10 protein-coding genes and 1 tRNA gene are annotated in these 14,085 nt (G+C 67.6%); 8 read left to right on the top strand and 3 right to left on the bottom strand.

All coding sequences use genetic code 11. The features are described 5' to 3' along the window. Positions 1-18 precede the first annotated feature (18 nt). On the top strand, positions 19-600 hold the full coding sequence (locus tag ACZ432_RS13560; protein WP_426961904.1) for a hypothetical protein: 582 nt from the start codon (positions 19-21) through the stop codon (positions 598-600). A 9-nt stretch (positions 601-609) separates the two neighbouring features. Here the strand turns inward: ACZ432_RS13560 and ACZ432_RS13555 are convergent, their stop codons facing one another. Next, the gene (locus tag ACZ432_RS13555; protein WP_426961905.1) at positions 610-2,655 is read right to left on the bottom strand and encodes a hypothetical protein; all 2,046 of its coding nucleotides are present in this window, start codon (positions 2,653-2,655) and stop codon (positions 610-612) included. A 144-nt stretch (positions 2,656-2,799) separates the two neighbouring features. Between ACZ432_RS13555 and ACZ432_RS13550 the strand changes: the two genes are divergently transcribed. The 3 genes from ACZ432_RS13550 (at position 2,800) to ACZ432_RS13540 (ending at position 9,421) form a co-directional block, all read left to right on the top strand. Beyond that, entirely contained in the window at positions 2,800-3,666 is an 867-nt protein-coding gene (locus tag ACZ432_RS13550) for a bile acid:sodium symporter family protein (RefSeq protein WP_426961906.1), read from the top strand. 320 nt (positions 3,667-3,986) lie between these two features. Further along, positions 3,987-6,572 (top strand): PD-(D/E)XK nuclease family protein, encoded by a 2,586-nt coding sequence (locus ACZ432_RS13545; RefSeq protein ID WP_426961907.1) that lies wholly within the window; start codon positions 3,987-3,989, stop codon positions 6,570-6,572. Continuing rightward, positions 6,569-9,421: a UvrD-helicase domain-containing protein gene (locus ACZ432_RS13540; protein ID WP_426961908.1), complete on the top strand. Its 2,853-nt coding sequence runs from the start codon at positions 6,569-6,571 to the stop codon at positions 9,419-9,421. The genes ACZ432_RS13545 and ACZ432_RS13540 overlap by 4 nt, the downstream gene beginning before the upstream one ends. 254 nt (positions 9,422-9,675) lie before the next feature. Here the strand turns inward: ACZ432_RS13540 and ACZ432_RS13535 are convergent. Beyond that, a tRNA-Arg gene (locus ACZ432_RS13535) sits at positions 9,676-9,750 on the bottom strand. 103 nt (positions 9,751-9,853) lie between these two features. On the opposite strand from ACZ432_RS13535, the gene ACZ432_RS13530 reads away from it, so the two are divergent. From ACZ432_RS13530 to ACZ432_RS13515, 4 genes are all read left to right on the top strand, one after another. Beyond that, positions 9,854-10,696, top strand: coding sequence for a geranylgeranylglycerol-phosphate geranylgeranyltransferase (locus ACZ432_RS13530; protein ID WP_426961909.1), 843 nt, complete (start codon positions 9,854-9,856; stop codon positions 10,694-10,696). Positions 10,697-10,834: 138 nt separating this feature from the next. Beyond that, positions 10,835-11,446: an RAD55 family ATPase gene (locus tag ACZ432_RS13525; RefSeq protein ID WP_426961910.1), complete on the top strand. Its 612-nt coding sequence runs from the start codon at positions 10,835-10,837 to the stop codon at positions 11,444-11,446. Between the two features lie 136 nt (positions 11,447-11,582). Further along, positions 11,583-11,978, top strand: coding sequence for a CoA-binding protein (locus tag ACZ432_RS13520; RefSeq protein ID WP_426962105.1), 396 nt, complete (start codon positions 11,583-11,585; stop codon positions 11,976-11,978). Between the two features lie 91 nt (positions 11,979-12,069). Next, a complete protein-coding gene (locus ACZ432_RS13515; RefSeq protein ID WP_426961911.1) occupies positions 12,070-12,810 on the top strand; it encodes a proteasome assembly chaperone family protein in 741 nt (246 codons plus the stop codon). A gap of 9 nt (positions 12,811-12,819) precedes the next feature. Here ACZ432_RS13515 and ACZ432_RS13510 read toward each other — a convergent pair whose 3' ends face one another. Beyond that, on the bottom strand, positions 12,820-13,950 hold the full coding sequence (locus ACZ432_RS13510) for a pyridoxal phosphate-dependent aminotransferase (protein ID WP_426961912.1): 1,131 nt from the start codon (positions 13,948-13,950) through the stop codon (positions 12,820-12,822). Between the last annotated feature and the right edge of the window lie 135 nt (positions 13,951-14,085).

Raw genomic sequence — 14,085 nt, 5'->3', positions numbered from 1 at the left:
GGCCGCGGATCCGCACGAATGCGCGAGGACGAGCTGGCGACCGCGCTCGTCGACCACTTCGAGGCGGTCCCGGACGCCGCCGAGGTCCGACTCGAGGAGCCGTACGACGCCGAGGGAGCCCACGGCGTCGCGGACGCGTACGTCCGGGCGCGGACGCCGGAGCGCGTCGACTACCTCGTCGAACTGAAGGCGGACGCCGCGGTCAGGCGATCGACCGGCGCCAACGAGGTGCTGCGACAGTACCGCCGGATGGAGCGCTACTTCTACCGCGACGAGGACCACGCCGTCCGGCCGACGCTCGGCCGGACCACGCCTGCGGTCCAACTGCTGTTGCTGTTCGCGCCCACGCCGACCTGCGTCCACCACGTGGCCGAACACGCCTCGCTGTACGCCTCCGTCGAGAGCCGCGGCCGCGTCGCGGACGTGCCAGCGGTCCGCAAGGTGGCGTTCCTGACCGGGCTCGACGGGCCGCCGGAGGAACTCGGCTTCCTCACCGTCAACGACGGCGTCGCGTTCGGGACGGACGCCTTCCGCGAGGCGGTCCCGGAGGGCTCGCGGCTGGCCGAGACGCTCGCGCGGATGGCGTCGTTCGAGGAGTGACCGCTCCCGTCAGCGCGACGCTTCGTCGTCGAGCCGCTCGCTCACGAACTCGCGGACGAACGCCGGAGTCGGCTCCGTCTCGCCGTGATAGGGCGTCCCGTCGAGGCGGACGATGTAGTCGGGGTCTCGGAGGAGCTCGGCGACCTTCTCCGCCGACCGGGCGACGGGCTGCTCGACGTCGCTCCCGGTCAGCTGGAACGCGTCGGGCGTGGCGTCGTCGTAGAGGGCGGTGACGGAACCGAGCCGGTTCTCCCGGACGAAGTGGGTCCACACCGAGAGGCGGTAGCTGTCCGGCGCCTCCGACTCGACCGAGACCCGGATCGGGATCGACCCGCCCTCGCGCCGGAACACCGGCCGCGGCTGCGCGCCCACGGTCCAGTGGTCGCCGAGCTCTTGGCTCCCGACGAACCGCGCGGCCTCCGCGAAGCCGTGCCCCCGAACGAGACATCGGAGCAACCGCCGGACAGTCGTCGGCGTCGGAGGGTCGGCCGTCGCGAGCGCCGTCACGACCTCCCGGTCACAGAGCGCCGCCGAGACGTCGAGCGCCTCCGGCCCCGCGAGCAGCAGCCCCCACGCGTCGACCGCGTCGACCTCGTCCGGCGAGAGCACGCCGTCGGCGCAGGCGACGCCGCCGTCGACCGCCGGACGCAGACAGCAGACGAGGTCGTACCCGTCGCCGAGGGCGGCCGCGAGCGCCTCGCTGGTCGGGTCCACCAGCACGTCGCCGACCGAGACGGTGGGGTCCAACTCCTCGGTCACCGCATCGCGAACCCCGCGCCACGCGGCCGCCTGCTCGCCGTCGATGACGAACAGCACCTCACCGTCCGACACCTCGCGCGGCGACCGGTCGAGCCCCGCCTCGTAGGCGCCGGGGACGAGGAGCGTCTCGCCGCTCGCAACCGGACGACCGGTCCGCCCGACGGCGAGTGCGTCGCGGTCGCCGGTCCCGATCGAGGACCGCTCGCCGTCCCGGTCGACCGAGACGGACGCGAGGTCGTTCAGCAGGTGGGGGATCAGCTCGGCGTCGACCGGGTCGTCCCGGAGCGTCGCCCGCAGCGGTCGCTCCGGGACGTGGGGGTCGAGCAGCGACGGGGAGACCTCCAGGTACTCCATCAGCTGGGCCGACAGCGACGCGTCGTACAGCTCCGGGGGGTAAAACGGGAGGTCGCCCGCGATCTCGTCGTACTCGTGCCGGGCGTTCGAGAAATACCCGCCGACGCGAACGACCGAGTCCAGCAACAGCACGCGGCCCAACAGGGCGTCGACCCGGTCCGCGAGGGGCTCCGTCGGGGTCTCCAGCGGCTCGACGTAGCCGTTTTCGAGGTGCAGCTCGGGGCGCTCCCCCGGCACCACCTCGGCGCCGAGGTAGAACGCGAGCGGCGCCACCTCGTAGAGGGCCGCGTACGTCGGCGGAACCCGAACCGTCACCCCGCTTTGCGGCTTCGAGAGCGCGTCCGGGATCCGGAGTTCGTCCCCGCGAGCGATCGCCGGGGGATGGCCGCGGAGGGTCGGCCAGGAGCGCTCGGGCGAGAACTCCTTGATCGACGACCCGAGGTAGGAGAACGCCTCCGCGAGCGCGGTCGGGTCGTCCGGGACGGTGATCCGCGCCTCCGGTCGCTCGTGGTGCGAGCGGGCACCGACGGTCACCGTGCGGTCCCCGTCGAACTCGAGGTGGAGCGTCCCGCCGTTGCGTTCGAGCGTCTCGTACCCGCCCGACAGCCCGGTGTCGGGGATCCGGACGTACAGCTTCACCGGGCCACCGATGTCGACGACGTACGTGCCGCGCGGATGGTCGACCCAGTCTTCGGAGAAGCCGCCGATGTGGTCGCCGGTGTCGCTGCGGACGATCGCGCCCGTGTGCGGGCCGATCCGGAGACCGTCCGTTCGGAACGACACCGCGTCGTCGACGGGCACGACGAACAGGTCCGTCAGCGCCGGCTTCGGGTCCACGTCCCGTCCCGCCCGGAGCGTGATCGCCTCCCCGTGTAACGTGTCCCGGACGCGAAGGCTGGACCCGTCGGCCTCGAACGCCACGAGTCGGCGGGGATCCTCCATGAGCGTGTCACCTCGACAAACAGTCCGGGCGACCATTACGCTGTTGCTCGCGGCGACGGCCGCGCCGCAGCCCTCGGAACGGACCGACCATCGAAAACCGGAGCAGACAAACGACCGGACACCGAAACGTGTACGAGACGAGGAATGGCAGGGCCCTCCGGACAGGCGGTCGTCGAAGCCGTAACGACGGTGTTCGTCCTCTCGACGATGTTCTCGATGGGCGTGAAACTCTCCGTCAGCCAGATCACCGACGCGCTCCGAAAGCGGCGGCTGCTGACGAACTCCCTGGCGGTGAACCTCGTCGCGGTCCCGCTGCTCGCCGCCCTCCTCGTGCACGCGGTTCCCGTGGAGACCGGGTTCGCGGCCGGGATCGTGCTGCTCGCGGTGTCGCCCGGAGCCCCGTTCGGCCCGAAGCTCGCGGAGCTCTCCGACAGCGACGTGGCGTTCGCGAGCGGCCTCATGGCGATCCTCTGTCTGCTTTCGGTCGTGACGATCCCCGCCTCCCTGTGGCTGCTGCTCCCCGGCGATGCCGCCGTCGATCCCGTCGCGATCGGCCGGATGGTTCTGGGCATCCAGCTGGTTCCGCTACTGCTCGGGCTCGGGACGTCGTCCGTTGTGCCGTCGCTCGCGGACCGGCTCCATCCCCCCGTCCAGCGGCTCTCCGACTACACGTTCGTCGGGCTGATCGTTCTGCTGGTCGTCGTCTACAGCGACAGCCTGGCGTCCCTCGTCGGGACGGGGACGCTGGGGCTCTCGGCGGTCGCCGTCGGAGCGTCGCTCCTCGCCGGGTACGGCCTCGGCGGTCCGGCGCGAGCGACGCGGGAGGTGTTGGCGACGACGACCGCGGCCCGGAACGCGGCGATCGCGCTGTTCATCGCGACGACCGAGTTCTCGGACCCGAGAGTCCTCACGACGGTCCTCGCGTTCTCCTTCATCGGCGTCGTCTGGTCCGCGCTGCTCGCCGGGGTGTGGCGACGGTCGCCGCTCGAAGCGGCGCCGCTCCACGGTTAGCAGCCGTCACACCGCTACTGGCGGGGGCGCGTTCGAGACTGGCTAACTGTGGTTCCCCGGTTGACGGGGCGGATCGCTCGACCTAACAGGGGCGAGCTCCGCGAACTCGTGTTGGCCGTCACAGTCTACGACCTCGAACAAGCGCTCAAACGGTGACCCCGACCTCGCCATCGGATTCAACAAAACAGGTGAGACACGTGTCGATCGAACGCGAAGAAGACGTTGCTTAAGGAAGACCTCCGAGACGGATTCCAGGATGGCGGTGTCGATATCTCGTGGTTCTATGAACCTTTATTAGTTGATAGCCGACGGTCTCTGTCGTGTCATTTCCCCGGGCAAAATCGATCGACGGCCTCTACGAGGAGGTCGCCGGATACGACCTCGTCGTCGTGCCCGACGCGCCGCTGGCCAGCGCGTTGAACCGCCGTATCGACCGGCCACATCTCGGCTCGTTCGCGATCACGCCGCGTCGTCTCGCGGCGGGCCGCCGGGAAGAAGCCGAGGACCGCATCGCCTTCCTCGAACTCGTCGAGCAGACCGATTTGGACTGGAAGCGCGGCGCCTACGCCATTGGGAACATTCTGCAGTGCTGGGAACACCGCGGCCGCCTCGAGGCGATTCTCGACTACGACGCGTACGTCGACGACGCGACACGACAAGCCGTCGGGTACATCGCCGACCTCGAGACGACGTCGCAGCGACTCACCGACTACCGCATCGACGCCGACCGGGATGTCGCGGTCGTCGGCGCCGACCAGCTGACCCGGTTGGAGCGCTCGATCCTCCCCGACGACTACGATACGTACGACACGTTCGACGACCGGGAGTTCGACCGACCGCCGTTCCACATCTTCGACTCCTCGACGGCGATCGTCGACACGGTCGTCGACGCCGTCACCGAGGAGAACGCCGACGACGTCGCCGTCGTGCTCGATCAGGGGAGTGAGTTCTCGGCACTCGTCGAGTCCGCCTTCGAGGCTGACGACGTCCCGTTCTACGGTGGCCCCGGTTTCGTCGACCACCCCGACCACCGCACGTTCGTCCAGTTGCTTCGCGCGGCACACGGCGGGACCGACACTCGCGTCGGCGAGGTACGGCCGCTCCTCGCACGACTCGACGTTTCTCTTGACGTCGAACACGACGAAAAACGGCTGTACGAACTCGACGACCGCGAACTGGACTGGGTCGTCGACTTCTGTGACCACATCGGGGACCGGACGTTCGCCGAGGCACTCGACAGGTTCGAGGACAGGGCAGATCGCCGACTCGACGCGTTCCGTGATGAGCTGGAGACGCTCGGCATCGCCGACACGCGTGCGACCGAACGCGCCGTGGACCAGCTCGTGTTCTACCTCCAGAGCTACGAGGTCCCCGTCGACCGCGACGACGAGGGGGTGTTGCTCGCCGACGCGAAGTCGGCCGCGTACGTCGATCGCCCGGTCGTCTTCTACCTGGGACTCGACGAGGACTGGACGCACTCGGCGCCGCGACGTCCCTGGGTCGATCAGGACGCCCAGTACACGCGCAACATCCAGCAGTTCCAGCTCCTCCTTCAGAGCGGGACGACACAATACTACCTCGTGCAGGACGCGAAAGGCGGCTCGCCGGTGACGCCGTGTCTCTACTTCGAGGAACTGCTCGACGAGGAGTTCGAACGATTCAGCGACCTGGATTCAGAAACGCACACGCGACAGTTCGATCGTTCCGGGGGCGGCTTCGAGAAGGAACCGGTCGACGCCACCACCAGCGAAGTCTCGACGATCAGCCAGTCGAGCCTCGGCACGTACATCAACTCGCCCCGCGACCACTTCTTCGGCAGGCTCGTCGACGGCCCCGACAAGGACTACTTCACGGAGGGAAATCTCTTCCACGACTTCGCCGAGTTCTACATCCACCACCCCGAGTTCGTCGACGAGGACGTCATCGACGACGTCGTGGACTACATTCTCGAAGAGACGCGACCGTTCGTCCGGTCGGTCGACGAAGCGACGAGGCGAACGAAGTACCGCGCCGGCCTGGAGACCATCGTCGCCTTCTTCGAGGAGAACACGCCGGTCGACGGCGAGTTCCTCACCACCACAAGCGACTGGGGAAGCAACGTCTTCGCCGAACGCTTCGACCGGCCCGTCGACTCTCCCATCACTGAACGGTGGTTCGAGAACGACGACCTGGGCCTGAAAGGCAAGATCGACCTGATTCACTCGCCGTCGCGGCTGGTCGACCACAAGAGCGGCCGTCGCAAGAGCGCCTCCCAGGTCGTCAAGAACTCGGCACTCAACCCGCCGAGCGATTCGCCGAACTTCCAGGCACTACTGTACCTCACGCACTGGCGCTCGCAGTACCCCGACCAGGAACTGGAGTTCACGTTCTTCCACTTCTTGGAGACGCTCGACGACGTCGTCGCGGGCGAGGTCGACCTCGACGACACGCTGACGACGGTCTCGTACCACCCGATGCCGTTCGACGAGTACGCCCGCTCGAAGACGTTCTTCGACGAGTTGGTCGCGGACGGCGCGAACAACTGCCAGAAGACGCTCTCGCAGGTGGCCTACGAGGACTACGCTGCGGTCTTCGGCGAGGCCCCTCTCCCGGACACAACTGACAGCGACGAACTCATCGCGTCGGCGTTCGGCGAGGAGTTGACGGCACGAATGAAGGACTGCGTCGGCGACTACAAGTACGTCGAGTCGGGCTGCAAGCAGGCGATGCGCCAGTTGACGCGCGTCCGTGGACGGACGTTCTTCGAGAACGACCTGGACGCGTTCGAGGCGTTCGTCGACGAGCGCCTCGAGGAGTTGAACCGACGACGCGCTGGGGCAGAGCGCTTCCCGATCGACGGACTCGGCGGCGAACCGAACTACCGCTACGTGGACAACCGCGATCTACTCTTGGAGGGTGACCGATGACCGACCTCGAACCGAACGATCAGCAACAGGAACTCATCGATAGCACGGACGGTCTCCACCTCGTCGACGCCGGCGCTGGAACCGGCAAGACGTTCACCGTGACGCGCCGCTACGCCAACATCGTCTCCCAGGACGGCGTCGATCCTGATGACGTCCTGCTGGTGACGTTCACGAACAACGCGGCCGCGGAGATGAAAGAGCGCATCGTGGGCCACTGTCACTACGGGATGCGCGAACTCGCGGACGCCCCCATCCAGACGTTCCACTCGCTGTGCCACGACGTCCTCGAAGAGCACGGTCACGCCGCGCCAACATATCTCGGCATCGACGACCGCATCACCGGGTCGACGCGAATCATCGAGGACGAACTCGTCGAGCAAGCGCTGTTCGGCGAGTTCATCGACCGGTTCAGCGACGACCATCCCGAGTACGACGACGTCTTCCGCGCGCTCTCGAACCCGGACGAGCTGCTCGATCTCGTCAATCAGCTCGCAGCGAAGGGTGTGTTCCCCGACGCTGAGGGCTGGTACCGTGACGGCGAGCAGCACCTCGACGGCGACTTCGCCGCGTTCAAACAGCTGTTCGACGAGCTGAACGAACCGCGGAACGGCGGGAGCAAGCAGTCGCTGCTCCGGTCGAAACTCGGCCGGTACGGTCGAAATAAGACCTACCTGCCTGATGCACCCGAGAAGTCGGAGATTCGCGGCAGCGGCAAGCAGGTGCCCGACGACCTCGCCCAGCGGGTCTTCGAGGAGGAACGGGCGGAACTGAAGGGATTCGTCCACGACGTCTACCACGAGTACCTGCGGTTCGCGCTGCGGCGGAACTACCTGAACTTCGGGATGCTCCAGCTGTTCGCGTTCGTCCTCCTCTGTGAGAACCACGAGCTGCGCGACGACGTCGCGTTCGAGTACGTGATGGTCGACGAGTTCCAGGACTCCAGCGAGATCCAGTTCAAACTCGCGCTGTTGCTCGCGGGGACGAACAACGTCTGCGTCGTCGGGGACTGGAAGCAGAGCATCTACAGCTTCCAGTACGCCGACGTCGACAACATCGTCGAGTTCGAAGCCCGCCTCGATCGGTTCGTCGACCAGCTGAACAGCGACCACGAACGCATCTCGTTCCCGACGAGGCCCGTCACCACCATCGAACTCATCGAGAACTACCGCTCCACCCAGGAGATCCTCGACTTCTCGGAACACGGCCTGCGAGTCCCTGCGGCGAATCGCGACGACGTCGACGTCGGGGCGGTCGACGATCGCATCGTCTCGCTGGAGTCGAACGCGGACTACGAGAACACCACCATCGAGGCCGTCCAGAGCGACGAGGAGCAGGAGGCGGTGCTGGCAAAGGTACAGGAAATCGTCGGCAACGAGGACTACCGCGTCGAGGACGAGGACGGGGATCTCCGGTCGCCGCAGTACGGTGACATCGCTGTCCTGACGCGCACTCGTGACTTCGGCCGCGAGTTGCTCGGGACTGCCGAGGAGTACGGCCTGCCGATGGCGTACGAGGGCGGCATCGAGCTCTTCCGAACTGATCAGGCGAAGCTCCTGCTCGCCTGGCTGCGCATCCTCGAAGACGACATCGACCGCGGCTGGGCGGTCGTGCTCGAGCGAGCGGGCTACACGCTCGACGAGATCGACGCGATCCTCGAACGCGAAGCGTACCCCGAGAACGTGGCGGCGTTCCGCGAGGAATTAGGGTCGATGGAGACGCTCGGCGGCGTCGCGCGGCGCGTGTTCGCCCGCTACGGCTACGACGGGCCGACCGCCGACGTGGTCCTGCACACGCTCCAGTCCGTCCACAACGCGACCACGCAGACGCGTGGTGACCTCATCCGGTTCATCGAACGCGCCATCGAGGCCGGGAGTACCCACGAAGTGCACGCCGGCGCGGGAACGAACTCGGTGACAGTCCAGACGATTCACGCCACCAAGGGTCTTGAGTACCCCATCGTCATCCTCGCGAACATGAACAGCGGGCGATTCCCGCCAGGTGGCGGTGGTGGCGGGGTGATTCGCTACGACGACCCGGTCGGCTTGCGGCAGCGAAAAGTGTACTCGGAGAAAGCGCACGGGCTGCCGCACGTCTACGACAACTGGCAGGCCGACGTCCTCCGGAAGTGTTTGCCTCGCAATTACGACGAGGAGCGCCGGCTCCTCTACGTCGCCATCACGCGTGCCGAGAGCCACGTCGTCTTCACCGCCGGCGAGGACCCGAACACCTTCATCGAAGAACTCCCAGTCGAGGTGGAGACAGTCACCCCCGACGTCGCGGAGAGCACACGAGACGAGACGGAACAGACTGCGCTCCAGGTCGAGATGCCGGTCCCGGAGGGCCCACGCGGCCACACTCCGCACACGCTCATGCGCGACGACGTCTTTGAGGACGTCGAAGGCGGCCGCGGGACCGAGTTCGGGACGCAGGTCCACGACTTCGCCGAGGCGTACGTGCTCGGTGAGGGTGTCGAGCCGCGGAATACTGACGAAGAGCACGTCAAGGAGTTCCTCGATGAGCTTGACGGCGAGTTGTTAGTCGAGGAGGACGCGTACCTGCCGCTCACGGTTGATGGAGAACGTGTAACCATCTCTGGAGTCGTCGACCTGGTTCACGTGACGCCGGACCGTGTCGAGATTGTCGACTACAAGACCGACCGTGGGCGACACGGTGAAAAAGAGTACCGCAAGCAACTGAGCGTCTACTACCACGTCGCCAACGAGGTCTACCCGGATCGAGAAATCACCACCAGCATTCTCTACACTGAGACGGGAGACCGTCGGAAAATCTCCCCACTCACGTTTGTCGAAATACAGAATCTGGTCAGAGAAGCTAACACACCAGCATAACGGAGACGAGGTCGGAACCACGTTTTTCCGCAAGAAAAGGAACCATCTGTGGCAATTCCGTGGGAGGCTTACCGTTTCTGGCGGGCGCGAGGTCAGAACCGAGATCTATGTCCCGGGTTGCCCAGCAAATACTGACGAATCGCAGGACAGCAGCGGGCCCGTTCGATAATCGAATGAAATCAAGCGCGCGCACGACGGCTCATTTATAAACGATGTACCGCCGTCTTGCGAATGTGATCCATTCGAAAAACGAATGGGCGCTGCAGGATTTGAACCCGCGGCAGCTTGGTCCGAAGCCAAGTACTCTGTCCAGGCTGAGCTAAGCGCCCGACGCGCGTCCCTACTCCGTACGACCTTTTAACTCCCGCGATCTCCGCCATCGGGGTTCGTGAGTCCACGCCCTTTAACTCGCCGGGCCGGACATGGGCGTGCATGTCGTGGCGCAGTCGGGCTCGGGGGTTCCTCGAGCTGACCCGGCCGGGGAACGCGGTCGCGGCGGGCGTGCTCACGTTCACGGGCGCGTTCGTGGCGGGGGCGACGGTCGCGGACGCGGTCGCGGTCGCGGCCGCGGTGCTCGCGACGGGGTTCGCGACGGGGGCGGGCAACGCGGTTAACGACTACTTCGACCGCGAGATCGACGCGGTGAACCGGCCGGACAGGCCCATTCCGCGGGGCGCGGTGTCGGCGCGAGAGGCGCTGTGGTTCTCCGGCGCGCTGTTTGCGGGCGCGGTCGCGACGACCGCGGTCCTCCCGGTCACGGCGATCGCGATCGCGGTGTTCAACCTCCTGCTGCTCGTGGCGTACACGAAGCTGTTCAAGGGGCTGCCGGGGGTCGGCAACCTCGTCGTCGGCTTCCTCACCGGGTCGACGTTCCTGTTCGGCGGGGCCGCGGTCGGCGCGCCGCTCGGGGCGTGGGTGCTGTTCGTGCTGGCGGGGATCGCCACGCTCACCCGGGAGATCGTCAAGGACGTCGAGGACGTGGCCGGCGACCGCGAGGAGGGGCTCAACACGCTCCCGATCGCGATCGGCGAGCGACGGGCGCTGTGGGCGGGGGCGGTCGCGATGGCGGTCGCGGTCGCCGCGAGCGTGATCCCCTTCCTGAACGGGACGTTCGGGGCTGTCTATCTGGCGTTCGTCGTGCCCGCGGACGCGGTGATGCTCCGTGCGACCGCGCGGTCGTTCTCGGCGCCGGGGACGGCACAGCGAGAGTTGAAAGCGGGCATGCTGATCGCGGTCGTTGGGTTTATCGCCGGGCGGGTCGTCGTACTGCTGTAACCGCGGGTCTCGGACAGGGCGATCAAAAAGAATATTATCCGCACAGAGCATGTTCACATCAGTTGATGACTCCCGGTAGGATGGTGCGTCCTTCGACCGTGCCTCGACAGGCCGCGGGTCCGACGGCGAGGCCCCTACATGTATGACCTCCGTCCGCGCCTCGACGCGGAGGTCGAACCGGGGACGAACCTGCTCCTGACCGGTCCTCCGCTGACGGGCAAGCGCAGCCTCGCGCTCGACCTGCTCGCCGAGGGCACCGAGGGGGGAGACGCCGCCATCGTCGTGACCACGAAGGACTCCGCCGACCGGATCCTCAAGGATTACGCCAAGCGCGTGAGCTACGAGGGCAAACCCGTCGCGGTCGTCGACTGCGTCACGCGCCAGCAGGGAGTCAGCGACGTCCGCGACGACGACCGCATCAAGTACGCCTCCTCGCCGGTCGACATGACCGGGATCGGGATCAAGCTCTCGGAGTTCCTCGAGGCGTTCTACCGCAACCAGGGGATCGAGCGCAACCGGATCATGGTCCACTCGCTGTCGACGCTGCTGATGTACGCGGACCTGCAGACCGTCTTCCGGTTCCTGCACGTGTTCACCGGCCGTATCCAGAGCGTCGACGGGTTGGGGCTGTTCTGCATCGACTCGACCGCCCACGACGACCAGACGATGAACACGCTCAAACAGCTGTTCGACGGCATCGTCGAGACCCAGGAGGACGGGGAGCCGACCGTCCGGTTGGCCCAGTCGTAGCTTTTTGTCGCCGCGCCGCGTATCCGGCGCTATGGGAGACGAGAACTCGGAGCACAGCGGCGGCACCGATAGCGGGAGAACCGGCGCCGACGGTGCCGGCGACGCGGGGACCGCGAGCGAGGCGACGATACGCGACATGCTCGCGGCCGACACGATCGCGGTCGTGGGCTGTTCGACGACTGCGGGCAAGGCCGCCCACGACGTGCCGCGGTACCTGCAGGAGCACGGCTACCGGATCGTGCCGGTGAACCCCTTCGCCGACGAGGTGCTCGGGGAGCCGGCCTACGACCGACTGACGGAGGTGCCGGAGGGGGTCCACGTCGACGTTGTGGACGTGTTCCGGCCGAGCGATGAGGTGTCGGGGATCGTCGACGACGCGCTCGCGCGGCGGGACGCCGCGGGCGACGTGAACGGCCTCTGGCTGCAGCTCGGCATTCGCGACGACGAGGCGGCCGCGCGCGCCGAGGCCGCGGGGATCGCGGTCGTGCAGGACCGGTGTCTGAAGGTGGAACACGGGCGGCACGGGGACTGATCCGGGCGGTAGACGGACGGAGGCTCCGGACGCGGCGCGGACCGGCCCGCCGGCCCGAACGCCTTTTTCACCGGCGCTCGTGACCTCGGGCATGGTCGAGATCCGGACGCGCGACGACGTGGAACTGGAGTCGCCGACGCTCGTCGAGGGCCTGCCCGGCGTCGGCCTGGTGGGCAAGATCGCCGCCGACCACGTGGTGGAGGAACTGGACATGGTCGAGTACGGCGAGATAACCAACGAGGGGCTTCCGCCGGTGGCGGTGTTCGAGAACGACGAGCGCGCGGTGAAGTCGCCGATGCGGCTGTTCGCGGCGCCCGAGGCGGATCTCGTCGTGTTACAGAGTGCGGTCCCCATCGAGGCGGTGCAGGCCGACGTACTGGTGGAGGCGTTCACCGACTGGGTCATCGAGAACGCCGCGACGCCGATCTACCTCGCGGGGGTCGCGGAGGAACGGGAACCGGGAGCGGTGCCGGACGTGCACGGCATCGCCACCGGCGAGGCGGAGGGGCTCCTGGACGACGCGGAGGTGCCGCCGCCGGCACAGACGGGCATGGTGCAGGGGCCGGGCGGGGCGTTCCTTCAGGAGGCGAAGGAGCGCGACGTGGACGCCGTGGGGCTGCTGGTGGAGTCGGACCCGCGGTTCCCCGACCCGCAGGGCGCACAGAAACTGATCGACGCGGGGATCGAGCCGATCGCGGGCGTGTCGATCGACACCGATCGGCTGGTCGAGGAGGCCGAGGAGATCGTCGAGCAGCGCGAGGCGCTGATGCAACAGCTCCAGCAGGCGGCCGAGGAGGGCCAACAGGTGTCGACGCGGGGGATGTTCCAGTAGGCCGGCGCGCTACGCCTGTGCGGTGACGGCCTCGTAGGCGTCCTGCATGATGTCGATGGCCTCGCGGAGCTCCTCCTCGTCCGTCGCGTAGGAGATGCGCGCGTACCCCTCGCCGTGTTCGCCGAAGGCCTCGCCGGGAACGATGACGACGCCGCGCTCGATGCACTCGTCGACGAATCCCTCCGGCACCTCCGGCATGGCGTAGAAGGCGCCCCGCGGCGTGGGGACGTGGATGCCGACCGCCTCCAGTCCCGAGACGAGCAGGTCGCGCCGGCGCTCGAAGGACTCGGTCATCTCCGCGACGATGGACTGGTCGCCGGTCAGCGCCGCCTCCGCGGCGAACTGCGCGGGCGCGGACGCGCACGCCTGCACGTACTGGTGGACGCGGAGCATGCGCTCGACGCGCTCGGAGGCCCCCGTCACCCAGCCGAGCCGCCAGCCGGTCATCGAGTAGAGCTTCGAGGAAGAGTTGACGATCACGGTGTTGCCGCCGTCGTCGAACTCCGCGGGCGAGCGGTGTTCGCCGTCGAAGACGGTGTACTCGTACACCTCGTCGGAGACACAGAGGATGTCGTGCTCGCGGGCGATACGTGCGAAATCCCTGATGTCCTCGGGCGGCGAGACGGCGCCGGTGGGGTTCCCCGGCGAGTTGAGGATGAAGGCGACGGTGTCGTCGGTGATCGCCTCCTCGACGGCCGCGGGGTCGAGCGTGAGGTCGTCCCGGAGCGGGACGGGGACCGGTTCGGCGCCGGTCAGTTTCGTCAGCGCGTCGTAGGAGACGAAGCCGGGGTCGGGGATGATCACCTCGTCGCCGGGGTCGGCGTGCGCCTCCAGCGCGATGTGGAGCGCCTCGCTGCCGCCCGCGGTGGCGATCACGTCGTCGGGGTCGACGTCGATCCCCTGGTCCCGCTCGTGTTTGGCGGCGATGGCCTCTCGGAGCGGGAGGATCCCTTTGTTGCCGGTGTAGGCGTCCGTCTCCCCGGCGCGGATCGCCTCGACGGCGGCCTCGCGCGCGTGGTCGGGAGTCGGGAAGTCGGGCTGACCCAGCCCGAGGTTGATCGCGTCCTCGCCGGCTGCCTCGAACACCTCGCGGATCCCGCTGATCGAGATCCGCTCGACGCGGTCGGAGAACTTCGGCATGGAAGAGGGACGGGCGGCCGGCGAGATAGTTCTTGTCACGTAGCGCCGATCGACGTCGGGCCGGGGGCGGCGGTCGGGACTCCACCCAGGACGGCGGTCGAGAGCCCGTCCGCACACGCGGCGGCGACGAGGACG

Source organism: Haloparvum alkalitolerans, assembly GCF_055381565.1.
The sequence above is the reverse complement of the archived record's forward strand: the minus strand, read 5'-3'. Positions and strand labels throughout refer to the sequence as shown.